General features: G+C 67.8%; 20 protein-coding genes, 8 pseudogenes and 1 riboswitch. Of the genes and pseudogenes, 14 read left to right on the top strand and 14 right to left on the bottom strand.

The window, feature by feature from the left end; all coding sequences use genetic code 11:
* Positions 1–74 precede the first annotated feature (74 nt).
* From ABIE67_RS02785 to ABIE67_RS02775, 3 genes and pseudogenes are all read right to left on the bottom strand, one after another.
* Complete coding sequence (locus ABIE67_RS02785) at positions 75–1,376, bottom strand: transposase (protein ID WP_370251558.1); 1,302 nt, start codon at positions 1,374–1,376, stop codon at positions 75–77.
* A 434-nt stretch (positions 1,377–1,810) separates the two neighbouring features.
* Positions 1,811–2,479 (bottom strand): GNAT family N-acetyltransferase, encoded by a 669-nt coding sequence (locus ABIE67_RS02780; RefSeq protein WP_370252651.1) that lies wholly within the window; start codon positions 2,477–2,479, stop codon positions 1,811–1,813.
* A 540-nt stretch (positions 2,480–3,019) separates the two neighbouring features.
* Positions 3,020–3,277 (bottom strand): annotated as a pseudogene (locus ABIE67_RS02775) (calcium-binding protein); the annotation flags it as partial.
* A 104-nt stretch (positions 3,278–3,381) separates the two neighbouring features.
* On the opposite strand from ABIE67_RS02775, the pseudogene ABIE67_RS02770 reads away from it, so the two are divergent.
* A pseudogene (locus ABIE67_RS02770) lies at positions 3,382–3,774 on the top strand (transposase); the annotation flags it as partial.
* Here ABIE67_RS02770 and ABIE67_RS02765 read toward each other — a convergent pair.
* Positions 3,761–4,114 (bottom strand): hypothetical protein, encoded by a 354-nt coding sequence (locus ABIE67_RS02765; protein WP_370252649.1) that lies wholly within the window; start codon positions 4,112–4,114, stop codon positions 3,761–3,763. The pseudogene ABIE67_RS02770 and the gene ABIE67_RS02765 overlap by 14 nt on opposite strands.
* Positions 4,115–4,469: 355 nt before the next feature.
* Complete coding sequence (locus tag ABIE67_RS02760; protein WP_370252647.1) at positions 4,470–4,751, bottom strand: hypothetical protein; 282 nt, start codon at positions 4,749–4,751, stop codon at positions 4,470–4,472.
* A gap of 683 nt (positions 4,752–5,434) precedes the next feature.
* On the opposite strand from ABIE67_RS02760, the gene ABIE67_RS02755 reads away from it, so the two are divergent.
* On the top strand, positions 5,435–5,737 hold the full coding sequence (locus tag ABIE67_RS02755; protein ID WP_370268096.1) for a hypothetical protein: 303 nt from the start codon (positions 5,435–5,437) through the stop codon (positions 5,735–5,737).
* Between the two features lie 39 nt (positions 5,738–5,776).
* Positions 5,777–6,172 (top strand): annotated as a pseudogene (locus ABIE67_RS02750) (hypothetical protein).
* Positions 6,173–6,416: 244 nt separating this feature from the next.
* Here ABIE67_RS02750 and ABIE67_RS02745 read toward each other — a convergent pair.
* A complete protein-coding gene (locus tag ABIE67_RS02745) occupies positions 6,417–6,980 on the bottom strand; it encodes a dihydrofolate reductase family protein (protein WP_370252645.1) in 564 nt (187 codons plus the stop codon).
* A 356-nt stretch (positions 6,981–7,336) separates the two neighbouring features.
* Between ABIE67_RS02745 and ABIE67_RS02740 the strand changes: the two genes are divergently transcribed.
* Positions 7,337–7,858 (top strand): hypothetical protein, encoded by a 522-nt coding sequence (locus ABIE67_RS02740; protein WP_370252643.1) that lies wholly within the window; start codon positions 7,337–7,339, stop codon positions 7,856–7,858.
* A gap of 222 nt (positions 7,859–8,080) precedes the next feature.
* Here ABIE67_RS02740 and ABIE67_RS02735 read toward each other — a convergent pair.
* Positions 8,081–8,834 (bottom strand): annotated as a pseudogene (locus ABIE67_RS02735) (transposase family protein).
* Positions 8,835–9,424: 590 nt separating this feature from the next.
* On the opposite strand from ABIE67_RS02735, the pseudogene ABIE67_RS02730 reads away from it, so the two are divergent.
* A pseudogene (locus ABIE67_RS02730) lies at positions 9,425–9,604 on the top strand (hypothetical protein); the annotation flags it as partial.
* Here ABIE67_RS02730 and ABIE67_RS02725 read toward each other — a convergent pair.
* On the bottom strand, positions 9,601–10,281 hold the full coding sequence (locus tag ABIE67_RS02725; RefSeq protein WP_370252641.1) for a hypothetical protein: 681 nt from the start codon (positions 10,279–10,281) through the stop codon (positions 9,601–9,603). The pseudogene ABIE67_RS02730 and the gene ABIE67_RS02725 sit on opposite strands and share 4 nt — an antisense overlap.
* A gap of 3 nt (positions 10,282–10,284) precedes the next feature.
* Positions 10,285–10,495: riboswitch (cyclic di-AMP (ydaO/yuaA leader) on the bottom strand.
* Here ABIE67_RS02725 and ABIE67_RS02720 point away from each other — a divergent pair.
* Entirely contained in the window at positions 10,485–10,622 is a 138-nt protein-coding gene (locus tag ABIE67_RS02720) for a hypothetical protein (RefSeq protein WP_370252637.1), read from the top strand. Its footprint overlaps the riboswitch before it by 11 nt.
* Before the next feature lie 176 nt (positions 10,623–10,798).
* Here the strand turns inward: ABIE67_RS02720 and ABIE67_RS02715 are convergent, their stop codons facing one another.
* A complete protein-coding gene (locus ABIE67_RS02715; RefSeq protein WP_370252634.1) occupies positions 10,799–11,794 on the bottom strand; it encodes a glycosyltransferase family 2 protein in 996 nt (331 codons plus the stop codon).
* 99 nt (positions 11,795–11,893) lie between these two features.
* On the opposite strand from ABIE67_RS02715, the gene ABIE67_RS02710 reads away from it, so the two are divergent.
* The 3 genes and pseudogenes from ABIE67_RS02710 (at position 11,894) to ABIE67_RS02700 (ending at position 14,681) form a co-directional block, all read left to right on the top strand.
* A complete protein-coding gene (locus tag ABIE67_RS02710; RefSeq protein ID WP_370252632.1) occupies positions 11,894–12,364 on the top strand; it encodes a GtrA family protein in 471 nt (156 codons plus the stop codon).
* Between the two features lie 49 nt (positions 12,365–12,413).
* Positions 12,414–13,790 carry a hypothetical protein gene (locus tag ABIE67_RS02705; protein WP_370252630.1) on the top strand — a complete coding sequence of 459 codons (1,377 nt, stop codon included), beginning with the start codon at positions 12,414–12,416 and terminating at the stop codon, positions 13,788–13,790.
* An 83-nt stretch (positions 13,791–13,873) separates the two neighbouring features.
* A pseudogene (locus ABIE67_RS02700) lies at positions 13,874–14,681 on the top strand (transposase family protein).
* 751 nt (positions 14,682–15,432) lie between these two features.
* Here ABIE67_RS02700 and ABIE67_RS02695 read toward each other — a convergent pair.
* From ABIE67_RS02695 to ABIE67_RS02680, 4 genes and pseudogenes are all read right to left on the bottom strand, one after another.
* Positions 15,433–15,534 (bottom strand): annotated as a pseudogene (locus ABIE67_RS02695) (IS5/IS1182 family transposase); the annotation flags it as partial.
* A 132-nt stretch (positions 15,535–15,666) separates the two neighbouring features.
* Positions 15,667–16,911 (bottom strand): IS701 family transposase, encoded by a 1,245-nt coding sequence (locus tag ABIE67_RS02690; protein WP_370252627.1) that lies wholly within the window; start codon positions 16,909–16,911, stop codon positions 15,667–15,669.
* Positions 16,912–17,224: 313 nt separating this feature from the next.
* A complete protein-coding gene (locus tag ABIE67_RS02685) occupies positions 17,225–18,499 on the bottom strand; it encodes an IS701 family transposase (protein WP_370252625.1) in 1,275 nt (424 codons plus the stop codon).
* A gap of 95 nt (positions 18,500–18,594) precedes the next feature.
* Positions 18,595–19,830 (bottom strand): annotated as a pseudogene (locus tag ABIE67_RS02680) (IS701 family transposase).
* A gap of 166 nt (positions 19,831–19,996) precedes the next feature.
* On the opposite strand from ABIE67_RS02680, the gene ABIE67_RS02675 reads away from it, so the two are divergent.
* The 3 genes from ABIE67_RS02675 (at position 19,997) to ABIE67_RS02665 (ending at position 21,960) form a co-directional block, all read left to right on the top strand.
* Positions 19,997–20,401, top strand: a complete 405-nt coding sequence (locus tag ABIE67_RS02675; protein ID WP_031080431.1) for a type II toxin-antitoxin system PemK/MazF family toxin — start codon at positions 19,997–19,999, stop codon at positions 20,399–20,401.
* Positions 20,402–20,625: 224 nt separating this feature from the next.
* Positions 20,626–21,231 carry a dihydrofolate reductase family protein gene (locus ABIE67_RS02670; protein WP_370252620.1) on the top strand — a complete coding sequence of 202 codons (606 nt, stop codon included), beginning with the start codon at positions 20,626–20,628 and terminating at the stop codon, positions 21,229–21,231.
* 414 nt (positions 21,232–21,645) lie between these two features.
* Positions 21,646–21,960: a 3'-5' exonuclease gene (locus tag ABIE67_RS02665; RefSeq protein ID WP_370252618.1), complete on the top strand. Its 315-nt coding sequence runs from the start codon at positions 21,646–21,648 to the stop codon at positions 21,958–21,960.
* A gap of 208 nt (positions 21,961–22,168) precedes the next feature.
* On the opposite strand, the gene ABIE67_RS02660 is transcribed toward ABIE67_RS02665, so the two are convergent.
* Positions 22,169–22,774, bottom strand: a complete 606-nt coding sequence (locus ABIE67_RS02660) for a hypothetical protein (RefSeq protein WP_370252616.1) — start codon at positions 22,772–22,774, stop codon at positions 22,169–22,171.
* Here ABIE67_RS02660 and ABIE67_RS02655 point away from each other — a divergent pair.
* Both ABIE67_RS02655 and ABIE67_RS02650 read left to right on the top strand, forming a co-directional pair.
* Positions 22,728–24,302, top strand: coding sequence for a transglycosylase domain-containing protein (locus ABIE67_RS02655; RefSeq protein WP_370252614.1), 1,575 nt, complete (start codon positions 22,728–22,730; stop codon positions 24,300–24,302). The two genes, ABIE67_RS02660 and ABIE67_RS02655, sit on opposite strands and share 47 nt — an antisense overlap.
* The gene (locus ABIE67_RS02650; RefSeq protein ID WP_370252612.1) at positions 24,303–24,659 is read left to right on the top strand and encodes a hypothetical protein; all 357 of its coding nucleotides are present in this window, start codon (positions 24,303–24,305) and stop codon (positions 24,657–24,659) included.
* Positions 24,660–24,690: the final 31 nt, after the last annotated feature.

Here is a 24,690-nt window from a genome sequence, read left to right as displayed (position 1 = left end):
GTCCATCTCGCTGATATCCGGCCGGTCTTCACTCCTCGTGTTTGTAGCGAATGGTGATCTTGGGGTGGCGGGCTCTACGCCGCGGCTGCTTCCCAGGCGCGGATGACCGCGGCGATTTCATCGGGACCGGGTTGACCTGCAGGGTTGTGAATATGGCGGGCGGCGATGATCGTCCGGCGAAGCTTGATCACCATGTCGCTGAACGCCGGGGTCGCCTTCGTCGCGTACCAGGGCTGTCGTGCGCGCCGGTCGGCGATGTCGGCGGGGTGGTGCCCGTGGGCGGCGTACCAGAGGACGACGATGGTGTAGACGGCCAGGCCGAAGGGGACGGTGCGCTCCACCGCGCGCCGGGTGCGGTTGCGGGCCTGGCCGACGCCGAGATCCTGGCGCATGTGCTCGAAGATCGATTCGATCGGCCAGCGCGTGCCGTACCGTTCAATGAGGTCGTCGGCGGGACTGACCAGGTCGGTGCTGATCAGAGCGAGGTCGTACGGGCGGGTCGAGTTCAGGTCGCGGATCAGGACGAGGCGGACCGGGAGGTCCTTGAAGGCTCCGTACCACAGGCATTCCCTCTCGGTGATCCACACGAACTCCATGCGCCCGTAACGCTCCACGACGGCAAGGCGCCATGTCGCCGTCTGGGCAATCGCGGTCAGTGAGCCCAGCGCCCTGCCCTTCTTGCGGGGCCGTCCCCGCTTGTTGGTCTTGGGCGGGGTCGGCGCGGACAGGGCGGCGTTGCGCGGGAGTCGGGTGGTGAAGGTGACCGACGGGGGCAGGTCGGCGACCTTGCCGGAGTGGTAGGCAGCGTCGCCGGTGACGTGGAGAGTGCGGCCGGGGAAGAGCGCGGCCAGGTCGTGGACCATCTCCAGGGCCAGGTCGGTGCGGGAGGCGGTGGCCTTGCCCCGCCACAGCCGGGCGGCCACCGGCACAGCGACCGGCTTGGCGAGGAAGGGCAGGCGGACCACGACCGCGCAGATGACCCAGGTGTTGCCGAACCCGAGCTTGTCCTTGCCCCGCCCGGAGCCGTCATGCGCCCACAGCGCCCCGAAGACCTTCCTGCCGACCCGGTGCAGCAGGGTGTCGTCGACGACAGCCAGGATCGGCGCGTCCGCTGGGAGCAGGGCTTCGACCACGGCTCGGGCCAGGCGCAGGCCGAGCTGGTCGGGATCCCACGAGGCCTCAGAGAAGAAGGCGTGGGCCCTGCGGTGCGGCCACAGCCGCGACAGTCCCGCCCCCGTCAGCATCCCGGTGACCGTACGCCGCCCCGTCTGCGCGGCCATCCCGGCCACCAGATGGCAGAACGTCTCGAACGAATGCTTCGTGAAACACGGACGAGTGACCTGCAGAACAAGCAGCAACGACGCCGGTAACGTCATCCCCGGAACCATCAGCGGCAACTTCCTCGCTTCGAGGCGGTTGGATCAACACCGCTGATGGTTCTTCACGTTCAGCCTGACGTTCCGCAAGCCACTCAGCGGGCTCACCCGAACAGGGAAGCCACTATCTGTTCAAGATCACGATTCTCCGCAAAGTCGAGTCACTCCACTCCCGGTAGTGGTACTTGCGGTCGCCCTTGTGGCCTTGCCAGGCGTGCACGGCTATGCCCGCGCCGGCAGCCCGATCTACCTCCTGATCGACCGCGAGGAGGGCGAGGTGACGGTTCACTCCGAGCCGTCCGGCGACGCCTACGCCAAGAGTGCCCGGCACAAGCTCGGGCTGACCGTGTCCCTGCCCGCTCCTCTCGGGTTCGAACTGGACACGGCCGAGTTCCGAGGCGGCGGACTCGCTCCTCCGCCCCTCCACTCCTGCCTCAAGGCCTCGCACACGCCGACGCGGCGTCCTCGTGCCGGTACCAGACGCTGTCCAGTTCACGGCCGTCGGGCAGGGTGTGGCGGGCCGGGCCGGGGGCCGGGACGAAGCCGGCGCGTTCCAGGGCGCGGCGGCACGCGAGGTTCGCCGTCGCCGTGCCCGCCCGTACTGTCGGCAGACCGGCGTGGCCATGGGCGAACTCCGCGCCCGCCAGGAACAGTTCAGCGCCGAGGCCCTGGCCTCGATGGTCGGGGGCGAGAATGCCGCCGATCTCACCCCTGTCGTGGTGGAGTTCGAGGTACCCGGCGTAGCGCCCGGTGTCGCGGCGTACGCAGACCATGAACTCGGGCATCTCGGGGCTGGGTTCGAAGGGCTCGGCCAGCTCGGGGTTGGACCTGATGAACCAACGGGGGGTGGCGCCGGTGGGGCCTATGCGCAGCAGGGCCCGTCTGGTTCCGGCGTCCGGTACGACCTGGTCCATCTGGTTCCCCTGCCAGCGCTGGGCCTCGGGGTCCGCGCCCGCGGCGATGGCCGCCAACGCGTCGAGCTGGGTCACCGGGGTGTAGAGCAGCAGGTGTCGGGTGGCCAGGGCGTGCCGGCCGGGCGTGCACGCGTCCGGGACCGGGAGGCCCGAGGCCGCCCGGCGACGTCGTAGGAGCGACCGAATCATGGAACCCCCCGTTGTATTCGTCCTGGTGTGTCCGGCCGAATGTACCGGGTGTGTCCGGCCGCACGTACCGGGCGAGTGCGGCCCAACGTACCGGCAAGGGAGAGCGCCGTACCCCCGTCCTCGACCGACGGGGGTACGGCGCTCCGGGCTCAGCGGGGGATCGCGTTGGCGACGGTCATCAGACCTTAAATGACAAGCTAAGGGCATCCCGATGGAGCGGAAACTTCGTGGGATGTTCGAGTACGGGGCTGTGATGCCTCTGGCCAGCCGGGTCGACTGAGACCTTCGCATAGAGCGGCGCGCGGTCCCGGTGCTCGGTGTGATGGCGGTTCTCGGCAGAGCGGGTGCTGTTCGGCGTCTTCGTGGCCGCCACCACGAACGATGGGCGTTGGCGCCCGTAGGCGCTGGACGGACGCCTGCCCATGCCTGGGCCTTGAGGCCTCCAGGCAGAGCGGCGCCGTTCAGCGTCGACGAGCGTCAACACCCGTCGCTTGTTCGCTCGTTGGTGTTGGTGGTGCGAGCCTAACGGGCGCGAGTTCGTCAGGCGTCGGCGAGGAGGGGGTCGTACGGGGTGCTCGTGCGCCGGCCCGACATGAAGGAGAGGAAGTCGCCGACCAAGGCGCTCCGGCCGCAGGCGCCGTCGGTGGTGGTGAGGTCGCGGTGGAAGGCGGTGCGGAAGAGGGTGCGGTATTCGTCGGCGTCGATGGTCCCGCTGCTGTCCTTGTCGGTGGCGTCGAAGAGTACCTCGGCGACGCGGATGAGCGCGGGTCCGGCGAGGGTGGGGACGGCTGCGGCGTAACTGCTCCGGACAGTGGGGGTTCGGCCCGACTGATGGGGGCACCATGCGGCACTCGTCGGCGATGTCGGACGGGGTGTCCTGCTGGACGTCGCCCAGGACTGTTGGGCTCGGCATCCAGCCCGCCGCCCGCATCCTTGCTGAGATCGGGGACGACCGCACCCGCTTCGCCGACGCCCGCGGCCTGAAGGCATACACCGGCTCCTCGCCCGTCACCAGGGCCTCCGGCAAGAAGTCCTCCGTCACCCGCCGCTGGGTGAAGAACGACCGGCTCAACCACGTCGGCTACCTCTGGGCCTTCTCTGCCCTCCGACATTCGCCCGGATCTGGTGCTCACTACCGACGCCGACGCGACGTCGGTGACTGGCACGCGGCCGCCCAACGCAACCTCTTCAACCGCATGATCGGCCAGCTCTACCACTGCCTCCAGCACTACAAGCTGTTCGACGAACCCATCGCGTTCCCCCCGCCGCCCGAACTCGCAGTCAGCGCGGCTTGACCGCCAGCAGCTCCCTCATCCAGACCGGCAGCTCCGGATCCTCACGCCACACCTCGGCGATCGAGATGAGGGCTTCCAGAGACGCCGCTGCGAGCGGTCCGGGGCGACCCGTCTCGAGCTCGGCATACAGGCAACTGCACAGGTGGGACGTGACTTGGTAGAGGCCCTCATTGACCTCCGCCACGCGCGCCAAGTCCGAGTCTGGTGCGTGGGGCGGCTCACCGTTGAGCCGGATTGTGGGTGCCGCGGCTGCGTATGTCCGGCCATGGATGAAGTCCCGCAACGCGGCCACCTGATTCCACGTCGGCAAAGAGCGGTGGACAGAGGCCGAGTCGGTCATGAGGCAAGGCTATCCGTGAGCTTGCCGTTGTTCGAGCACGCTGCCCGAGCCGCTTGACGGCATAGCAACGTGAGGTGTCTATGCGGTCAGAGCACTAGCCCTCGCCAGGCACGCTGACCCGGGACCATTGGCGGCCTCAGTCATCCATGTGCTGGACCTGCCAGGCGGCCCCCTCCGCGAGGGCTATGTCGACCGCTGACTCTGCCGCAACCCGCGTGGCGAACGCAGGCCGCGTGCGATGCCGGCGCCCGCTTGGCCGTGGTTGGCATCTGACGATGCATCGTCGCGGGCCCTGTCGGCGCTCCACAAACATCAAGGGTATGCCGGGCGCAGGTCAGAGCTCCGCGCCATTCGCTCAGCCGAGCAGCCTGCTCAGTAGGCTTTCACCTGCGTCTTGGTCAGGACTCTCTGCGGCCGGAGTCTCGCGTTGGTCGGAAATGCCCCCGATTCGATTCACGCCGTGCTCAGGCAACGAGCTCGGCATTTCATGTCCGACATGCTCTGGCTGGTCATTCCCGGAAGCGGATTGAACGATGCTGACGCTGTCCTCGTCGTCTGCGGCGGTGGCTGGGCCAATGCTGCCGAGGACTGCTGCGGCAGCCATGGCGGTTACGGTCAGGAGCTTGCGGACGCGCATGTGGGGCGTTCTCCGTTCAAGTGCGGAACATTGGACAGGCCCATAGCATCATCAATTGTGAAATTGTAGCCCAATACGCCCATCTGTGGGCGAGGCATCGCACAAAGCAATGGACCGTGGCGGGGGAGTGCCGGCCGCTGTGTTCGTGCGTCGATGCGCCACCTGACGAACACAGCCTCCGTCAGCACGCGCACCTCGTTCTCGCTGCGCCCGGTGCGGTTCCGCTCGTTGGCCACGGTCGGCAGCGGCAGGCCCTCCGCCACGGAGGCGGGATGGGTTCGCCGCGAACGGCGCGCGCCCGGCCTGATGCGCGGGTGCCATGCCGCCCGTGATGCCGTTCGCGCAGGCGCCAGCCAGCGACAGCCGTGGCAGCAGGTGCCCGCAACATCACGGCCGTGTTGCTGATTCTCATCGACAATTCCGAGCACTGCGATCGCCAAGTGCCTTGATCGTCACCAGTGGCCAGGCCCATCCCAGTAACTGGGTGGGCGTCGAGACGGAGCCCATTCGTCCAGCTCACGTTGCTGCCAGCATTCGAGAGGCACGGGATCAAGGCTGGGATCCAACCCGGGTCGGTTCTCCTTTCCAGCTCGACCGATCAGCAGGATTCATCGCTCAACCATGAGACAAAGCGGAGTAGCGCGGCGCATCTGGCCCGGCATCATGGCCTGGTGACCACATGGATGCGCTGCTACTGGGATGAGGAAGACACCTGGTTCTACTTCGAGGTCGACTCTGAAGGCTGGGTGATCCGGCAGGTCGAACTCGAAGGGCCTGAGCTGATCCCGATCGCAGCTGCCTCCCTCGCCGAGTGGCAGCGGGCCCGCGACGCAGGCCGCCTCGATGAATACGACAGCAAGTTCGGGATCACCGCCGAGCTGCCTGTCTCGGAATGGGAAGGCCACGACCCCGAACAACTCACCTCCGAGGAGTTCGAGGAAGTCTGGGGTCGTGCCCGTCAGCAGATCGCATCTCAGCCCAGCTGACCTCTCGGCGCCGCAGAGGCTTCTTGGCATCATCGCGACATGACCCCGACCCTTCCCCGCACCGTCCGAGCCGTCGACACTGCTCAGCTCCTGGACTTGGCCCAGGAGGCCGCCATGCACAGCTTCAGCCAGCGGCTCCCGGTCGACTGGCTCCGAGAGCACCTCGCCGCAGAGGCGACGCACTACCTGTTCCCTACACTCGTGCAGCGGCTCACGCACCGTCCCGAGACGCCGCTGCAGTGGAGGTGCCAGCAACTGCTGACCGTCAGCACCGGCGAACAGATCTGGGGTCTGCTCGACGTCCTTCCCGACACCTTCGACAAGATCCCGGAGACCTAGGACACGGCGTCCAAGAAGGACATCGTGAGCCGCATCGAGCGAGCAGTGAAGGTGCGTGAGTGGATGGAACGGATGGCTGTCGATGCAGGTTCGTGAAGCCCCGGGCAACGTTGCAGCCTGCTGGACAGCCCGAGGAAATGACACCGATCTGAGACAGCCGCCTGCCGACACGTCGTGAGACTCAAGGGAAACGTCCAGGTCACAGCGTCGGCGCCTGACACCGAAGTTGAGACCCTGCATCTTATGTAGGGTCTCGCGGCTGATGTCGTAATCTCACGGGCCGTGTCGTACCGATGTCGTATACGACATCACCGCGAGACTAGCGCGTGGGTGCTGCTGCTCAGCGCCTCGTCTCGTACCTGGTCAGGACCACGCCGCCGGGAAACGTCCGCGTCTCCACCAGGTTCAGGTTCACCCAGTTGTCCAGCGCGGTGAAGAACGGCGTGCCGCCGCCCACCAGGACCGGCGCGGTGGCCAGCACGTACTCGTCAATCAGCCCGGCCCGCATGGCCGCCCCGGCGAGCGTCGCGCCGCCGATGTCCATCGGGCCGCCGTCCTCGGCCTTTAGCCGGGTGATCTCGGCGACCGCGTCGCCGGTGACCAGGCGGGTGTTCCAGTCGACCTTGTCGATCGTCGAGGAGAACACCACCTTCGACATGTCCCTCCAGCGGCGCGCGAACTCGATCTCCGCCGGGGTGGCGTTGGGCTGCTGGTCGCCGGTCGGCCAGTGGGAGCTCATCGTCTGCCACAGCTTGCGCCCGTACAGCGACAGGTCGGTCGCCTGCAACTGGTCGGACCAGAACTGGAACAGCTCGTCGCTCGGCACGCCCCAGCCGATGTCGTCGCCGGGCGCGGCGATGTAGCCGTCCAGGCTCAGGTTCATGCCGTAGATCAGTTTCCGCATGGCGCCAGCCTTCCGTGAGTCCGTCTCACGCGTACAGACCGGCGCGGCGCGGGAAACTCATCGGTGCGTGATTTGAGCCCACAGGTAGTCCTCGTGCTCGGTGGCTCAGCCGCAGACTCATCGTTCCGCCGAGGAAAAGGCATCGATCTGAGACTGATATTGGGTGACATCGCGGTGAGACAACAGAGAACCAGCAGGTCACAGAAGATCGACATGTCATCGGCGGCGAGACCCTACATCTTACTCGCGCATCTCACCGATGGCTGCCCTGAGGACCAACAGGGACAGACAGGTCGTCACATCAGGAGGGGACTTCCGTGGACACGAGCGACGATGGGCACTACCCCGATGAAGTTATGACCGCACGCCGGGCATCGCCTGCTCAGCCGTGGCCGGGGTGGTCGACCAGCAGGGCGGCTCAGGCCGGGTACGGCAAGCACTTGGTCCGCATCGGCGAGCTGATCCCCGCACTGCTGTACATGCACGTCCTGGATCGTCGCGATCCGGCGGGCGCGCACACTGCCCGCCGCCAGGACGTCATCGACACCAAGGTTGGTGGCCTGGCGCTGGAGTGCCGGGACGACCTGCTGGAGACCGCCGCTGTGCTGGACGCGATCGCCCTGCGCCACGGCCACGGCAGCTACCTGCCGCGCCCCTATACCGACGAGTCCCTCGACCGAGCGCCCTGGGGTGTGGAACTGCGTACAGACGTCTCCGACCTCGCCAGCGAACTCGTTCGACATGATCACGAACACGGGATCAGCAAGACAGGTGGCATCCCGTCAGTTCTGGGTCAGAGCTGTACCGACGCTGATCGGGAGGCGGTTCGCGTCTACGCGCGTCGGGAGTGGATTGCCTCCCAGGAGAGGCTGCCCTGAGCACGCAGCAGGTCGTAGTGCCGCACTTCCGCCTGGCCCCGGCCGGGGTACGGCTCACGGAGCTCCGGCCGCCCGCACTCCTGGTCGGCGTGTGGCTCTTCCCTCGCCCGCAGGGCTCGCTGATACGCAGCGCTCGGAGCACGGAGTGGTGCGCTGACACAGAAGCGCCAGCACTCCCTTGAGCGCCCTTGGCCCGCACGGCATAGCGAGCCTTTTCCAACCTCACGCTGATGCGTGATGAAGGACGAGTACGGCCCTTACGAAGTCGGTGATGCGGTTCGTGCTGCAGCGGAGCTTCCGCAGGAGCCGCCGGCTCTTCAGCGTGGCCATGGCCTGTTCGCCGAGGCAGCGGATTGGTGTGGGTGCTGTTGTGCCGCCGCTGCCACCTCTTGAGACGACGACGGCGGAACGGCACCCGGACAGTGCCGTCGGCACCCTGATATGCCTTGTCTGCCCAGCACTTGAGTCCGGTCTCCGCGAGCGCATCGACGATGCCGTGGGTACGGGCGGCAGTCAAATCGTGGGTGGAACCGGGCAGCGCGGGCGAAGCCCATAACAGCTGCCCGAACGGATCGGTGAGGACCTGCACATTCATGCCGTGGCGTTTGTGTTTCCCGGAGTAGTACGGGGTGCCGGCGGCGATGCGGTCGATCGCCAGGAGGGTGCCGTCGAGGATGACGAACGCCTTCTCCCGGATCGTCGTCATCGCCTCGGCCAGGGACGGGGCGAGGGCAGCCAGGACGTCGACGGCTTCGCGTATGTAGCGGAACACGGTCGCGATCCCGATGCCGAACCTGGCGGCGAGCTGAGCATAGGTGTCACCGCATCTCAGGTGAGCGAGTACGAGGAGGGCCTGGCTCCCGACTGGCAGGCGCCGCCACCGTGTCCCGATCTCCGTCTGGCGGGCTGACAGTTGTCCGGCCAGGAACCGCAAGGTTCGGCTCGACAGATCGATCGAAGACGGGTAGACAAGCACGCGAAGCTCCTGGCGGGCATGGGTGATCTTGGTCGAGAACCCGTCTACCAGGAGCGTCATCGTCGCGCAGGTGTGTCCAACTCGCGGTCATCGCCAGCAGGTTGGAAGAGTCTCACTGAAGAAGCTGATACGCAAGCCTTGGCTGAAGCGGCTCGTTCCGGTCTATCAAGAGATCACCATTCCCCGAGTGAAGACCGCACGCGGTTCCAAGCCTCCGGACATGGAGCTTCCGGCCTTTGGCGGGTTGCGGAGGGAGATCCCCTACGACTTTGACTCCATCTCGCCTGTCCCCGGTTGGGCTTCCGTGACAGTTGTCGTGCGGCTGACCAACGGTGAAGAGGTACGGGGGAGCGGGTTTCCCGCGGGGCTCTCGTCGACCAGGTCGGACGGTTGAACGGCTACTTCCCGGAACTCAGCTTGTCGTCCCCGTCCGTGTAGGTGCGCTCGGTCGGCTCGGCTCGACCATCTTGACCACAAGGAGAGACCCTGGCGGGTGCCAGGGGCTCCGTCCATGGGCCGACGTCCTGCCCGGGTTCTCCGTCCAGGTCGTCATGGTCCTGGTGCGCGCCCCCGGGGTGATGGGGGACTAGCCGAAGCTACGCACGTACTACCGGATCAAGACTGGTTCCGGAAGGATCAGCCAGGGCAAGCACCACACCCAGGCCCTGCTCTGCCTCGCCCGACGACGAGCCGACGTCCTCTTCGCGATGCTCCGCGACGGCACCTTCTACGAACCCCAGCCCGTTCGGGCAGTCGCTCCGCAGACCTAGACCAAGGTCAGGAGGTGATCCGTGGGCCTGTAGTCGATCTTCCAGTCGGCATAGACCCCCACGGCGCCGTCTTTCTGGCACCGCAACCCAACAGTCACCCAGCGGACCGACCCGTCGCCAGAGAGCGAGAACGCGACTGCCGTCTCGAACTCCTCACTCCCGCACGGGCAGCCCGCCTCGCCAGGATCCGCGTCCTCCCAGAACTCCTCGCTATCCGCGATGAACGCGCGGCCGTCGCAACCAACGCACACCCGCTCGGCTCCGCCCTCGACATCGTCAACGAGCACGAAGAACACGCGCCCGCCACACCCGCCGCAGACAGAGGGAAGGATCTTCACCGGACGGCCGTCGGCAGCGTTCCGGAGAATCGCCGCGAGCTCCGCAGAGACACCCTCGCCAACCTGATCATCAGCATGCACGGGCACATCGTTCCAGACGCCCGAACCAGCACCGTCCACCTTGACCAAAGACATAGGGGCACCCCCCGTGGCGATGGCCTCGAAGATCGATGCGTGATCCATCGTCCGTGCGGCGATCCCGGCGAACAGCCCCACCAGCAAGATGATCACGGCCTCGAACTTACGGATCTTGTTCGATCCGTTGTCCTCGTTTCCGTTCCCGCCGCCCGAGACGGAACCGGGTCCCGAGACCTGAGGGCCGTTCTGTGTTGCACTCATGTGCAACCCTTCGTCAGTCGCCTGCGAAGGATGACCTGTCGGATTCGGACTGGGGAAGTTGTCCGGCCGCTGCTGCGGCTCCACCCCAAGGGCTGCTCGGTTCGGTTGTCGTGCGACCGACCCGGCGACCCGCCTTGCTTGGGTCCTCCACTCCTGCTGTCTTCGCAACTGTTCCCGTCGTCCGGACGCCAGCAGGATTCGGCGTGCATCCGGACCGCCTCACCTACGGCGGCGAGGAGGGCGAGTACCACTCCCCGCTGCTGACCGCCCCAGCAGGGCTGCAGTGCCGCCGTGTCCCATGCCTGGTGCCACCGCTGTACCGCCCGAACGCTGCCACGTAACTCCTTTGCGATCGTGGCGTTGTCGTGTTCCAGGGCGAATGACTCGGCCGCCCGCATCCGGATGTGCTCGCGTAACGCCCGTCGCTCCGCGGTCGGTCCGCCCCTTGCGGATACCTCATGCAACCGACCTGCCACGGCAATCACCACCTGTCAGCTACGAATTCCCGCCAACCAAGTCAGTGGAAGGTCCTGGGGGTGTTTCGGACGGGAACGGGCCCGGTGCTGGTCCCGTTCCCGGTCAGACGCGGGGAGCGGGCCGGCGCCGGGTAGGCGAGGTGCACGAGCCGGGACTGTTCCTGACGCATGTGCATGAGCGACTCGAGGATGTACCCCACGAGCAGGACGAGCGCCGCGATCGTCATGATCGCGGCGGCGACGATCGCCGTGGGGATGCGTGGCACGGTGCCGGTGCGGACGAACTCGGCGATGACGGGGATGCCGAGGACGACCGAGGCGAGGGCCAGCAGACCCGCGACCACGGTGTGGACGAGCGAGGGCCGCTCGCGCCGGGCGAGGTCGAGGATGACCCGCAGGATGCGCCAGCCGTCCCGGTACGTGCGCAGTTTGCTCTCGCTGCCGACGGGCCGGACCCGGTAGTCCACCGCGACCTCCGTCGTGGGGAGCCGGAGGTGGAGTGCGTGGATGGTCATCTCGGTCTCGGTCTCGAACTGGCGAGCCAGCGCCGGGAAGGATTTGACGAAGCGCCGCGAGAAGACCCGGTAGCCGCTCAACATGTCGGTCACGTCATTGCCGAACAGGGACCGCACCGCACCCGTGAGCAGCTTGGTGCCGGCCGCGTGCCCCGCCCGGTACGCGGCACTGGCCGTCTCGCGGCGGGCGCCGACCACCTGGTCGTACGGCCCCTCGAAGAGCAGGTCCACCATGTCCCGTGCCCGGGACACGTCGTAGGTGTCGTCACCGTCGATGATGAGCAGGGCGTCGGCGTCGACATCGGCGAAGGCACGCCGGATGACGTTGCCCTTTCCCTTGCGCGGCTCCTGCCGGACGATCGCACCCGCCTCGCGGGCGACCTCCACCGTGCGGTCGGTCGAGGCGTTGTCGTACACGTAGATGTCGGCCTCGGGGAGTGCCGCCCTCAGATCGCGCACCACCTTGCCGACGGCCGCCTCCTCGTTGTGGCACGGCACGACACACGCGATCGTCGGTTCCACGGCCGCTCCTTACCCGAACCGGTGCCGAATACAATAGGAAATGATGCGATATGGGCGCGCCCGGGCGGTGAGGGCGCGCCGTGTCGATACTCTCGCCGTGTGCCGGTCCTCGCATCTGTGACGCTGCGTGTGCGTGACGCCGTCAGGGGCGTCTGGCGTGAGGCCGCCAAGTTCGGGGTCGTCGGGGCGCTGGCCTTCGTCGTGGACAACGGCGGCTACAACCTGCTGGTCTTCGGTCTGCCCGGCGGTGCGGAGGGCGGGGTGATGCGGGCCGCCCCCGTCCATGCGTCCGTCGTCGCGACGGCCGCCGCGGCGCTCTTCAGCTGGGCCGGGAACCGTTACTGGACCTACCGCCACCAGCACCGAGAGAAGGTGACCGAGGAAGTCACCCTGTTCCTCTTCGCCAACCTCGTCGGCGTCGCCATCACAGCGGGCACGGTCTTCGCCTCACGGCATCTGCTCGGGCTGGAATCGGCGCTAAGCGACAATGCCGCCCGCGCCGTCGGCTGGGTCCTCGCTACCGTGTTCCGCTTCTTCGCCTACCGGCGCTACGTCTTTACAGCGGCCTGACCCCACGCCCTGATCCGTACGTCCAGCCGACGCTGTTAGCATCCGCCATATGGGACAAAGAGTGTGGATTCGGGGCGAAAAGCTCTGGGTCTGGCGACTGGCCGCCATCGCCGCAGTCTGCTGCCTGGCCACGTCCGTCGTCTTCGCCCCCGGGTACATGAGTCCCGACAGCATCGACCAGCTCCGGCAAGCCATGGGCAGGACGCCCCTGACCGACTGGCACCCACCCGTGCTGAGCCTGGTCTGGCGTGCGCTCATCGCCGTCACCGGCACGCCCGCGTCCATGGCCGCCGTGCAGTCCGTCCTCTTCTGGGGCGCATTGTGGGTGGTGGCCTGGTGCGTCTGGGAACTGACCGCGAGCCGTACCGGTTCGCTCGCCGTCCTCGGCGTCGGGCTGACTCCCCCCGTCCTGACGTTCGTCGGCGTGGTGTGGAAGGACGTCCACGCGGCGGTCGCGCTGCTCGCCGCCTGCGCGGTCGCGTTCGTCGGGCTACGGCTGCGGGAAGGCCGCCCTCCCGCCGCGGTGCGCTGGGGTCTGGTCTGGCTGGGCGTGCTCTTCCTCGCCTACGCGATGCTTGTGCGCAAGAACGCCTTCTTCGCGGCGATCCCCGTCTTTGTCATGCTCGTCCTCGCGCTGTGGCGGGCTCCCGGACGCCGTACATGGGTCCTGTGCACGGCGGCACTCGTGGCCGCCCTGGTCGTGCCCGCCGCCGCCGTCTCCCTCTTCGCCCGGCCCGTACAGACGAATCAGGGCGCGCAGATCATGCTCGACGACCTGGTCCACGTCCTGACCGTGGAGGAACTGCGGTCGGCGGACGTACCAGCGGACCTCCGCGACCGCCTCGTGGCCGCCGCGGAGAAGTGCGACCGCGTCGATGCCCTGTCGGACGCCTACTGGGCCTGCTACGAGCGCCCGGCGCACGGGCTGACCAAGGATGCGGGCCCGATCACGTCCCTGTGGCTGCGCGAGATGAGCGGGCACGTGCCCGGCTATCTCCAGTACCGGCTGCGGCTGTTCACGGCCCTGCTCTTCGAGACCGGCTACCCGTACCAGTCAGGGGTCGACGATAACGACCTGGGAATGGAGGTGGCCCACCCCAGGCTGGAAGACGCGTTCGAGACGTACGTCAGCAGCGCGGTCACAGACCTGCGGCCGCTCTTCCGCGGATGGTTCTGGCTCGCTGTCGCGCTCGTGCTCGCCCTCCGTCCGGGCAAGGGGACGTTCTCCCTGCCGATCCGGGCCCTGGGCATCAGCTCGGCGGCCTACGTGCTCGGCTACCTGCCCATCATGCCGGCGACGAGCTACCGCTACATCTACTGGCCGGCCCTCGCCTGCACGCTCGGTCTCCTTCTGCTCTGGCTGGACCGTGACAGAACCGTCCTGCCTATGACCGTGTCCGATGTGGTGCAGCGGTCGAGCCGTTAGTGAGCCTCTTTCATCCCGTGCCGTGAGAGTGAAATGAGCTGGTCAGCGGTAGTGGTGACGTGGCAGAGCCCCTCGTCGTTGGCGTGGTGATCTCACTCATCACACCGGCGGCCGAGGGGCTCTGTTGGTTCCGTATCCTTCCATGCCCGACGTCCCGTATGAGCTGGTCGAGTATGTCTCCTGGCTCATCTACGCCCGAAGGCGTGAACTGAACTCGCCCTGGCGGAAGCCGGGTTGCTTCAAGCAGGCTCTGCTGGCCCTGGCCCACCTACGCAAGAACGAGACGCTCGCCCAGGTCGCGGCCGGGTTCGGGGTGTCGGAGGCGACGGCGTGGCGATACGTGGACGAGACCGTCGAGGTCCTGGCCGCTTGGGCACCGGGCCTACAGGAGGCCCTCGTCGGCCTGGGCGAAGGGGTGACTTCGTCATCATCGACGGGCGCTGATTCCCATCGACCGCATCCGGGCGGATGAGCCGTACTACTCGCAAAAGCACAAGAAGCACGGCATGAACGTCCAGGTCATCACCACGCCGGACGGAACCCCGCTGTGGTTCTCCCGGGCAACGCCTGGACGGACCCACGACCTGACCGCGGCCCGTGCCCACGGCATCATCCAAGCCTGCCTGACCCGGCAGATTCTCATCCTGGGCCGACCGCGCCTACCAGGGCGCCGGCGCCACCGTCCGCACCCCGTACTACGGACACCGCGAACTACCCGAGCGCTACCAGCAGTACAACCGCGACCACGCCCGCCTGCGCGCATCTGGTGAACGCGCCCTCGCCCAGCTCAAGTCCTGGCGCCTACTCCGAAGGGCACGCTGCTCAACCAACCGTCTCAGCCGCATAGTCCGCGCCGTACACGCCCTCCTGATCTGCGCAAACACGGGATGAAAGAGGCTCACTGAGGTGGGACCACCATCCGGCAATACTGGACCTTCCCGTAGGGGGATGCGCAACGTTTCCCAGATTTCGCCCATGTCGGTGATGGCGAGTTCGGGAACTGATGGCGCGGTCCGCCTGCGGGTGGCGAGAGCCGTGAATCGGATCATTTGATTCAGGTTTGCGGCGGGGATGCCGATTCACAGTAAACCCCCTAACGGAAGGGAGCCCTCTGTTCACCAGAATGACGGGCACACGGCTCGTCGGCGCCATGATGCTTTTGAGGGCTGGGGCGGGTGCTTGCTGAATATCAATGCACCTTTATGAGACAATGCCCCGTTGCAAAGCTAGCGCAGATCACCCATTCGTGTGCGCCCTCGTAATCGGCGACGTCCTGGCCGCGGAGCTGCAGGTCACGCGAACGCCCCTGCGGCCCCGTCCCCGCCCGATTGGGCCGCCCCTGCGGCATTCACCTCTGGCGCCACTCGTCGGCTGTCCCGGACGGCGTGGAGCCGCTGGCGTGGCACTTCCGCAACCCTGGCTGTGGCCACCGATACGTGTGGGACGTGACCGACGTCGTCCCGTGCAGGTCCGCCTCGACCTGGTAGCGCACCGATCCGTCCGCACAGTTCTGCCGCGTCATGACCGGCGCACACCGCCACTTCCCGGCGGACCACACCTCAAGCGCCGGGCGGTCGCCGTACGGCCACGTCCACGCCTCCGGGGGCGGCCCGTCCTCCGGGCGCCACGGGAGGGACGGCGTGGTTCCGGTGTCGCGCTCACGCACCCGCGGCGGAGGGATCAACGGCTTGGCGATCTCCCACAACCCGTCCGGCACGATCCAACTCCACGTTCCCCGCCCCATACCGGGTCAACGTCCGCCTCACCACGTAGGACACGGTCTAATACTCCAGCAGCGGTTCGTGTCCTGAGCTGCGTTTTCGGTAGTGGCAGCGGCGGGCGATGGCTTGGCGTTGTCTTCTCCAGGCCGACCAGTTCAGTGTGTGGGTGATGGGATCGCGGTCGGGTCGTGGACGGGGCAGGAGAGCGTCCAGGAGTCGCCGGATCTCTGCCACGGTGAGGGGGACGAGGGCTGATCCGTTTCTGCGGCCCCCTTTGCGGCGTCGCCGGTGACCTGGGCGGCGAGTGCGGCCAGGACGGCGTGGGCGAGCATTGTCAGGGTGATGTGCCGATACCAGCCGATGTAGCGGCGGACCTCGTATTCATCCAGGCCGCACTCGTTCTTCGCGGCCTGGAAGCACTCCTCGATCGCCCAGCGGGAGCCGGCAATCCGGACCAGCTCGGCGATCTCGACATCAACGGGTGCATAGGCAAGGTAGTAAGCGAGTTCGCCGGGGTCGGACAGGCTGCGGCGGCCCATCACCCAGCGGTGGTGGGTGGGCGGATGGGGGTCAAAGATCAGGTTGACGGGCAGCTTGGCCGCGGCCCAGTCGTAGATGCGCGGCCCCTTCGCCCCGTCGCCGCACGACAGCTGCTGCCAGGCATCGGCAGGGGCCTCCTCGATGAGCTGGTCGATGCGCCAGATTCCAGCAAGCGACTTGATCTGCTGTGACTTGGGCACGGCGACGACGTAACTGAGGTCGAGCTGCTCGAGCAGGCGGCGGAAGTGCCAGTCCTGACCGTAGGCCTCGTCGGCGGTGACCCATGCGGCGGGCAGGCCGGCGGCGATGCAGCGGCGGACGATGTCCCGGGCCAGCTCGCCCTTGGTGGCAAAGCCTCGCTCGTCTGGGATCTTTGCCGCCCGGCACCGCTGCCGGTCGGAGGTCCAGGACTTCGGCAGGTAGAGCTCACGGTCGACCAGGGCCCGCCCTGAGCGGGTGGCGTAGGCGGCGAACACCCCGATCTGGCAGTTGTCGATCTTTCCCGAGGTACCGGTGTACTGCCGGCCCACCCCGGCCGATGTGGTGCCCTTCTTGATGAACCCGGTGTCGTCGATGATCAGCACGCCGTCCGGTCCGAGTCGTTCAGCGACGTATGAACGGACGTCGTCACGCAGCGCGTCCGCGTCCCAGACACTGCTGTTCAACAACCGCTGAAAGCCGTCCGGAGTGCGGTGACCTGCCCATTCCGCGAGCTGCCAGCCGTTCTTGCGTGCCGCCTGTCCCAGCAGACCACGGACATAGTCCCGCATCCGCCACCGCAGATCCGCCCGAACGAACCGGCCCGCCACCCGCCCGAACACCGACTCCAACTCAGCCACCCAGCAACTGACTTCAGCCATCGCCTCCATGCAAGGACAACGACAACCACCAGCTCAGGACACGAACCGCTGCTGGAGTACTAACCCTTCAGCTGTAGATCATGGTGGTTGCGGGAGTTCTGTTGGTGTGTCGGGTCCGGCTGGGACGGTGTGACCGTGTGCTCGGCGGCGTCGGTGGCAGGCACGGGCGATGGCCTGGTGGAGGCGGCGGTAGGCGGACCAGGCCAGGCCGTGCCGGATGCGTTGGTGGCGGTCGGGCAGCGGGGTGAGCAAGATGAGCAGGCGCCTGATCTCGAAGGCGGTGAAGCGGACGGGGGCGGGTGGGCTGCTGGGATCAGGCGGGTCCCCCTCTCTCGGCGACGGGTGCTGTCGGCGCGGGCTGGCCGTAGCGGGTCCGGGCCAGCGGGCCGTTCTCGCGGGCGGTGGCTGCGTCGCAGCCGACCAGGAACGCGGCGGCCAGCTGGGCGAGGGTGACGTGCCGGTACCAGCCGTGGAAAGAGCGGACCTCGTAGTCAGCCATCCCGCAGGCGGACTTCGCCAGCTTGATCGCCTCTTCCACCCGCCAGCGCGCGCCCGGCACCAAAACGATCTCCTCGACCGGGGTGTCGGCCGGGCCCCAGCCCAGGTAGTAGTCGCGTTTGCCGGGATCCTCCAGGCGGCGTCGCGCGACCAGCCACCGCGCCCACGCCTGGCCATCGACCATCTCCTCCTCGCCGGGGAGTCGCCGCACCCACCACTGCCACGTGCGGGTATCCAACTGGGAGGGCCCGGCGGGCAGTTCGACCCAGTCCTCCTCCCGCGCGACCCGCTCCACCAGCCGGGCGGCGTGCCGCCAGCCCGGACGCTGCAGCACCGGCGAGTTCGCCTGCACGTTGACCACGTACGGCAGACGATGTTCCTCCAGGAAGGAACGGAACGCACGCTCGCGCCCGTACACCTCGTCGGCGGCCACCCACACCTTCCCCGTCTCCTGAGGCAGGTCGGGCAGCGCCCGCTCGATCATCGCCTCCGCCAGCCGTGGCTTGGTCAGGAAGCCGCGCTGCTCGGGCACGTGCGCGGCCCGGCAGCGATCCGGCTCGTCCGTCCATTCCCGTGGCAGGTACAACTCCCGGTCGATCAACGCCTGCCCCGCACCGGTGGCCCACGCACACATCACCCCGATCTGGCAGGGGAATACCCCGCCGAGCGTCCCGGAGTGCTGCCTCGCCACCCCGGCCGAAGCCTTCCCGCGCTTGGCGAACCCGGTCTCGTCCACCACCAGCACCCCGGCCCCGCCGGGCCCCGCGCCCACGCCGTCGTCCGCCAGCTCGGCGACGGCGTACCGGCGGGTGAAGTCCCGCACCCCCTCCACGTCCCACTTCGCCCGGTCCAGCAAGTGCTGCTGGTTCCACGGCACACGCTCTCCGGCCCACTCCGCCAGCTGCCAGCCGTTCTTGCGCGAGACCGGCCCCAGTAGGCCCCGGACGCACATCTCCCCATGCCACTGCGTCTCCACCCGGCCGAACAGGTCCCCGACCCCCACCAGCAGATCGTCCAGCCGCCCCGCCCACTCCTCCGCCCACTCCCGGTCCGACACCTCGACCGGGACATCCAGCAACTCCGCCTTCATACACGGCAGTTACCCAGCTTAGAGACCCTCGAACTCCCGCAACCACCATGATCTACAGCTGAAGGGACTAATACTACAGCCGTAGATCGTGATCTTCATGCTTGAGCGGCTTGACGCCGGTAGTGGCTGGTCTGGGATCGGGCCTGGTGGCGGCGTCGCCAGACGGACCAGCGAAGTCGGTGGACAGGGTCAAAGACGGTCCGGTTGACGAGCGTGATGAACAGTCGTTGGATCTCGTCACAAGTGAGCGGTATCAGCTCGTCGGGCGAGGGATGACCCTCGTGTTCGTTCGCGCGGAGGACAGCGAGGAAGGCATGCGCGAGCATGGCCAGGGTGACCCAGCGGGACCAGGACGGGTAGCGGCGGACCTGGTGCTCGTTCAGGGCCGCCAGGCCCTTGCCGGACTGGAAAAACTCCTCGACCCGCCACCTTGATCCAGCGACGCACACCAGGGTGGTCAGCGGCACTGCGGCAGGCGAGTAGCAGCGGTAGTAGGCACGTTCGCCGGTGCTGCGGTTGCGGCGGATCAGCAGCTGCCGGCTCCCGGGCCGGGGATCGGTGAGGTCGATGACGGCCCAGTCGTAGAAGCGGTGGCCCTTGGCTCCGGCCCCTGCGGACAGCTTCTGCCAGGCCCTCTTGGGCACCTTCCTGGCCAACATGTCGGGGCGAAACCTCCCGGCGCCTGTGGTGACTTCGTGCGAGCAGGCCACCGCGAGGACGTAGCCGGTGCCGCGTTCCTCCAGCGCGGTGCGCAGCCTCGGGTTGCCGTCATAGACCTCGTCTCCCGCGACCCAGGCGGCCCGATCGCCGGCGTCGAGGAATCGGGTGACCATGCGAGCGGCCAGCTCCGGCTTGGTCGCGAACTCCGTATTGTCACCGAGGCCGGCGGCCCGGCAGCGGTCGGGATCGGAGGTTCAGGAACGCGGAACATAGAGTTCCCGGTCCACTGCGGCGTGCCCGCGGCGGCCGGCGTAGACCAGGTAGACGGCGACCTGGGCGTTCTCGATCCTGCCCGCGGTGCCGGTGTACTGCCGCTGGACTCCAACGGTGTCGGTGCCTTTCTTCACGTCGCCGGTCTCGTCGACCACCAGCACCGCCACGTCGCCGTGCAGATGCTCCACCACGTAGTCACCCACCTCGTCGCCGACCTGGTCGGCATCCCACTTCGCCCTCCCGAGCAGGTACTGCATGCCGTCCGGGGTCCTGTCCCCGGCCCACTCGGCGATGGTCCAGCAGTTCTTGCGCGGCAGGTCCGACAATAGGCCGAGTACCAACTTCCGGGCCCGGCGTCGGGATTCGACGCGTGTGAAGCGTCCCGCTATCCGGCTCATCAGGCCCTCGAACGCCTCCTGCCAGCAGACAGGGTCTACGCTGTGACCTGCGGCCACCGCATGATCGTTTGTCTTCACACACCGATGATCAACGGTGGCCGCACCCGTCTCCACACCGCGTCAGGTCGCGCAGCGTCTGCCTGCCGTCCTGTGTATCGGAGGGCTTGTGCAACGTGGCGAAGTCTGGTGGGTCCAGTTCGACGAGCGGAGGTTGGTCGTACTGCTGTCAGGAGACGACGCGTCCGGGTTCCAGGTGATGCAGGTCGTCGCTCCGGCGGGCCTCGACATCAGCGGTCTGGGCATCGAAGTGACGGTCGGCGCCGGTGAAGGGCTGCCGCTCGAAGGCGTGCTGCGGCTCGCGTTCCCGCGTCCAGGCTTCACCCCGTGCACGTGGCTGACCACCGTGTCCCGGGACGACCTGATAGAGCGGGCGGCCGTCCTGTCCTCCAGGAAGCTCAGCGAGATCGACGATGCCCTCCGACTCGCTGAACAAGCACAGGAGCGGACCCCGGCAACGACCGCGAAGCTCAGCGAGATAAGGGACGCCCTCCGTCGCGGTGAACTCGGGTAGACGGAGAAGGAGCCGACGCCCGCGACGGCATGGGCGATCTCGGGCGAGATGATCCACGCTGGACACCTGCCGCCTCGACGCCCCTCACCATCGAGATCACGATCTACGGCTGGAGTATTAGGAATCAATGTCATGGGTTTTCTCGTTTCTCCCCAGCGCGGCCGATGAGTTTGTGGCTTCCGGCCGGTCCATGCTGGTGACACCTTGGGAAAAGGAGATGTTTCATGGCGGAGCTTCTCGTCGACTTCATCACCTCCCTCGACGGGTACGCGTCGGGAGAGGGGTGGCCCGGGTTCTGGGGCCTGGAGGGTCCGGAGTATCTCGCGTGGCTCGGCGGGCAGCCCGAGGCCACCTACCTGATGGGAGCGAACACCTATCGCTTGATGTCGGGCTTCGCCGCGGGCGAGGTCCCGGATGGCCAGGACGAGTTCAGGCCCGAAGAAGAGGCGTCCGTCGACGAGCTCACGCAAGCGTCCAAGGTGGTGTTCTCCTCCTCACTCGAGGAGCCACTGACATGGGCCAACTCCACCCTCGTCCGCGACGACGCCGTCGAGGCGGTCCGCGCCATGAAGTCGAGTGGCTCGGGGCTCCTGAGCACGATCGGCAGCCTGAGCCTGTGCCGGTCCCTGCTACGTGCCGGACTCGTCGACCGCTTCCGGGTCGTGATGTTCCCGGTGATCACCGGGGCCACGGGCGAGGAACGCATCTACGACGGCTATCCGGACGTTGCCCTTGAGATGATCGAGCACCGCACCTTCGACGGCCGCATCCAGCTGGTCGAGTACAAGCCCCGCGTGCTCGAGCACCCGCCGCTCGGCGTCCCTGCGTGACCTCGCCCCGCCGGCGTCGGTCTGGACGGCCGCCAGGCCGGCGGACGGCGGGCGCCGGGCAAGACCTGACAGGGGGCGAACGGCCAGCGTCAGGCCGCCCGGTCCAGGGCTGGTGGTCGGGTTGGAGGGGATCGGCGTCAGGTCCACGAGTGCGTCCGTCGCCTGGTGGCTGTCGTCGGCTGCGAGCATCACGGCGTTGTGGCCAGGCGGGAAGCCGTGCGTCGGGAGGAAGGACTGCATCAGCTTCGTCAGCGCCGCTGCCTGCGAGGCCACCGGATCCGGCATCGACCGCGGCCCAGCCCAGGGCGACGGACAGCACGGTCCTGCCGACACCAGGAGGTCCGACGACCCACTCTGCGCGAATACGCCGAACACGACCCCGCTGCCAGCGATCTGCAGCCCTTCGCCAGCCTCGTGGACGAGCACGGACCCGACGCCATCCTCCAAGCCGTCGAGCAACTCGCCCCGGGATCCACAGCCCAGGTCGCGGTGTCCACCGTCCACAAAGCCAAAGGCCGGGAATGGTCCCATGTACGGATCGCACCCGACTTCTCCCCACCGCCCGAAACCGACGTACTGGAGGCGGCGGGACGCCCGATTCCAGGACCCGTCAACGAGGCCGAAGCCCGCCTGGCCTATGTCGCTGTCACACGCGCCCGCCGCCACCTCGACCCCACAGGCCTGGCCTGGATCCACCACCACCGGGACAACCCCCGCGGCGCTGGCTGACGTACCCCGCGCGACGATTTACGGCGGCGTTTCCTGCCTGCCGTGTTCGTTTTTCAGGCGGCGTCGGCCGTCGGCTAAAAGGTGTCGCCGGCCTGTTGCGATCGGGCGTGATCGAGCACGGGCCGTGGGAGTTCGGTGCCGTACGCGTGGGCTTGGTTGAGTAGCTTCCTCAGGCCGGCGGGGGCGTGGTGCCAGTGGTCGTCCAGGCTCACTTGCGTACTGAGGTCGTCCATGAGCTGGGAGATGACCCAGGCGGCCTCCGTGGGCCGGTCCCTCCGCCGGGGCCCCACCACAGGTGCTCCCTTGGGGTGCACGGCCCGGGGTGGATCCGGTCGTCCGTGGTCTGTATCCACACGGTGTCTTCCAGGATCACGGACTTGAGCTGGGCGTCGGGATCCGGTAGCCGCAGCGGGGCGAGGAAGATCCATGTGCTTTCGCGGGAGGATCCCTTGCGGATCACGGGAATGCCCGTGGTGCGGTCTGTGTAGAAGGTCACGTCCTGGGCGTCGTCGGCGAGGACGGCGTGCAGTGCGGTGGGGGTGCACGGTGTTAGTTGCTGCCCCCAGCGGCGGGCGGCGGGCCCGCGGGTGCGCACTTCGGTGTGCGGTCCGAACGGCAGGAGGTCGGTTGCGTAGTGCATGCCGATCTCCAAGGGTTCGTAGGCTTCGAAGAGCTGGCTGGAGGCGATGGTGCGCCAGCCTGCGGCGAGCACGTCATGGTCATCGGTGCGGGGCAGGGGATAGCCCTCGGTGCGGTGCCGGGCAGCGATGAGGAGCGGGTCGCCGTGGGGATGCGCGGCCTGGAGAACCGTCACCGGCAAGGGCCTGCAGGGCGGCTCCACGATCACCCAGCAGTACGTGCGGAACTACTACCTCGATCGCGAACGAACCCTTGACCGCAAGGTCAGAGAGGCCATCATCGCGATCAAGGTCAATCAGACGCAGAGCAAAGACTCGATCATGGCCGGGTACCTGAACACCAGCCACTTCGGCCGCAACGCCTACGGCATCAAGGCCGCCGCACAGGCCTACTACGGCATCCGCGCCTCGCAGCTGAACGCCGCGCAGAGCGCCTACCTCGCCGCCGTGCTCAAGGCTCCCAGCAGCTACGACGTCTCCACGGCAACCCCGGCGAATCGAGCCGCGGCCGTCGCCCGCTGGAACTACGTCCTGGACGGCATGGTCGAGCTCGGCTACCTGGACAAGGGGGAGCGCGCCAGGACGGCGTTCCCCGCACCCAGGGCGCCCCGGCCCACCCCCGGGGTCAGCGGTCAGGCCGGGTATCTGATCGACATCGCCCGCCGGTACCTGATTGACCATCAGGTCATCGACGAAGCCGTGCTCGGCTCCGGCGGCTGGCAGATCACCACCACCTTCGTGAAGAAGGACCAGGACGCGCTGGTCGCCGCGGTGAAGAAGGTGCTGCGGCAAATGCCGGACACCCGCAAGGCCAAGTACATCCGTGTCGGCGCGGCGTCCGTGGACCCGTCCACCGGACGGATCGTCGCCGCCTACGGCGGGCCCGACTACGCCGAGCGGCCCTACAACGACGCCACCCGACACGACCTGCAGGTCGGTTCCACCTTCAAGCCGTTCGACCTCGCCGCCGCCTTGCAGCACAGCGCCACCGCTCAGGACGGTCACGCCATCACGCCCCGAACCCGCTACGACGGCACCAGCCGCCGCTGCGTCCAGGGCCTGCCCCGCGGTCTGCACTACTGCCCGCCAAACGAGGACGACCGCGACTACGGCCGGATCACGCTGCGCACGGCGATGATGAAGTCCGTCAACGCGGTGTACGCCCAAGTCGGCGCCGACGCCGGTCTCGCCCGGGTGCGCGAGACCGCCATCGCCGCCGGGCTCCCCGCCGACACACCCGACATGGGCGCCACCCCTGCCCTGACCCTCGGAGTGGCCACCCCCAGCCCGCTCGACATGGCCGGCGCCTACGCGACCTTCGACAACCACGGCCGGCACATCGCCCCGTGGCCGGTGCAGCAGCTCACGCGGGACAACAAGGCGCACGATCTGCCCGGCCATGACGCGGCGCGGGCGTTCTCGCGGTCCACCGCCGATCAGGTCACCTCGGTCCTGAAGGGCGTCGTCAGCCCCGAGGGCACCGGCTACCTGGCCACCGCCCTGGGCCGGCCCGCCGCGGGCAAGACCGGCACCACGGACAACAACCTCTCCGCATGGTTCGTCGGCTACACCCCCCAACTGACCACCTCGGTCGCCATGTTCGCCGAGAACCCCACCAGCCACACCCGGATCTCCCTCGGCAGCGCGGCCGGCATCAGCCGGGTCAACGGCGGCTCGTATCCGACGCGGATCTGGACCACGTAAATGACCGCCGCTCTGAAAGGCCGCACGGTGGAGAACTTCCATCTGAAGCTGCCCGCGGCAGCCGACATCCCCGCACCGAGGGCAGGGCCTGCCTACCCCTCGGCCACGCCGAGCCGCACCACGGGCCCATACCCACCGGCCGACGACTCCCGCGCCCTCCACGACCACGCCGACCACGCCGCCTCCCGCGACGTCGCCCACCCCCCCCACGCCCACGCCCACGCCCGCCCTGACAGAGACCGCGCCGCCCCCACCCCCGCCAACCACCGCCCCGCCTTCCAATGTCGCCCCATCCACCCCGGCACCGAGCACGATCGAGCAGCCGAGCACGACCAGCACCAGTCCGTAGTTCCCTGATACCGGCATTCGGCATACGCGCTATGGAGTC

Source organism: Streptomyces sp. V4I8 (assembly GCF_041261225.1).
Lineage (GTDB): Bacteria > Actinomycetota > Actinomycetes > Streptomycetales > Streptomycetaceae > Streptomyces.
This window is presented reverse-complemented; position numbering and strand designations above follow the sequence as displayed.

What these genes read in the sequence shown, in the direction of transcription:
- ABIE67_RS02655 (WP_370252614.1), top strand. Translation starts at nt 22,728, where the DNA reads ATGAGGAGCGGGTCGCCGTGGGGATGCGCGGCCTGGAGAACCGTCACC.
- ABIE67_RS02740 (WP_370252643.1), top strand. Translation starts at nt 7,337, where the DNA reads ATGACCGCACGCCGGGCATCGCCTGCTCAGCCGTGGCCGGGGTGGTCG.
- ABIE67_RS02670 (WP_370252620.1), top strand. Translation starts at nt 20,626, where the DNA reads ATGGCGGAGCTTCTCGTCGACTTCATCACCTCCCTCGACGGGTACGCG.
- ABIE67_RS02705 (WP_370252630.1), top strand. Translation starts at nt 12,414, where the DNA reads ATGGGACAAAGAGTGTGGATTCGGGGCGAAAAGCTCTGGGTCTGGCGA.
- ABIE67_RS02650 (WP_370252612.1), top strand. Translation starts at nt 24,303, where the DNA reads ATGACCGCCGCTCTGAAAGGCCGCACGGTGGAGAACTTCCATCTGAAG.
- ABIE67_RS02765 (WP_370252649.1), bottom strand. Translation starts at nt 4,114, where the DNA reads ATGACCGACTCGGCCTCTGTCCACCGCTCTTTGCCGACGTGGAATCAG.
- ABIE67_RS02725 (WP_370252641.1), bottom strand. Translation starts at nt 10,281, where the DNA reads ATGAGTGCAACACAGAACGGCCCTCAGGTCTCGGGACCCGGTTCCGTC.
- ABIE67_RS02685 (WP_370252625.1), bottom strand. Translation starts at nt 18,499, where the DNA reads ATGAAGGCGGAGTTGCTGGATGTCCCGGTCGAGGTGTCGGACCGGGAG.
- ABIE67_RS02745 (WP_370252645.1), bottom strand. Translation starts at nt 6,980, where the DNA reads ATGCGGAAACTGATCTACGGCATGAACCTGAGCCTGGACGGCTACATC.
- ABIE67_RS02785 (WP_370251558.1), bottom strand. Translation starts at nt 1,376, where the DNA reads ATGACGTTACCGGCGTCGTTGCTGCTTGTTCTGCAGGTCACTCGTCCG.
- ABIE67_RS02755 (WP_370268096.1), top strand. Translation starts at nt 5,435, where the DNA reads ATGCGCTGCTACTGGGATGAGGAAGACACCTGGTTCTACTTCGAGGTC.
- ABIE67_RS02690 (WP_370252627.1), bottom strand. Translation starts at nt 16,911, where the DNA reads ATGGCTGAAGTCAGTTGCTGGGTGGCTGAGTTGGAGTCGGTGTTCGGG.
- ABIE67_RS02780 (WP_370252651.1), bottom strand. Translation starts at nt 2,479, where the DNA reads ATGATTCGGTCGCTCCTACGACGTCGCCGGGCGGCCTCGGGCCTCCCG.
- ABIE67_RS02760 (WP_370252647.1), bottom strand. Translation starts at nt 4,751, where the DNA reads ATGCGCGTCCGCAAGCTCCTGACCGTAACCGCCATGGCTGCCGCAGCA.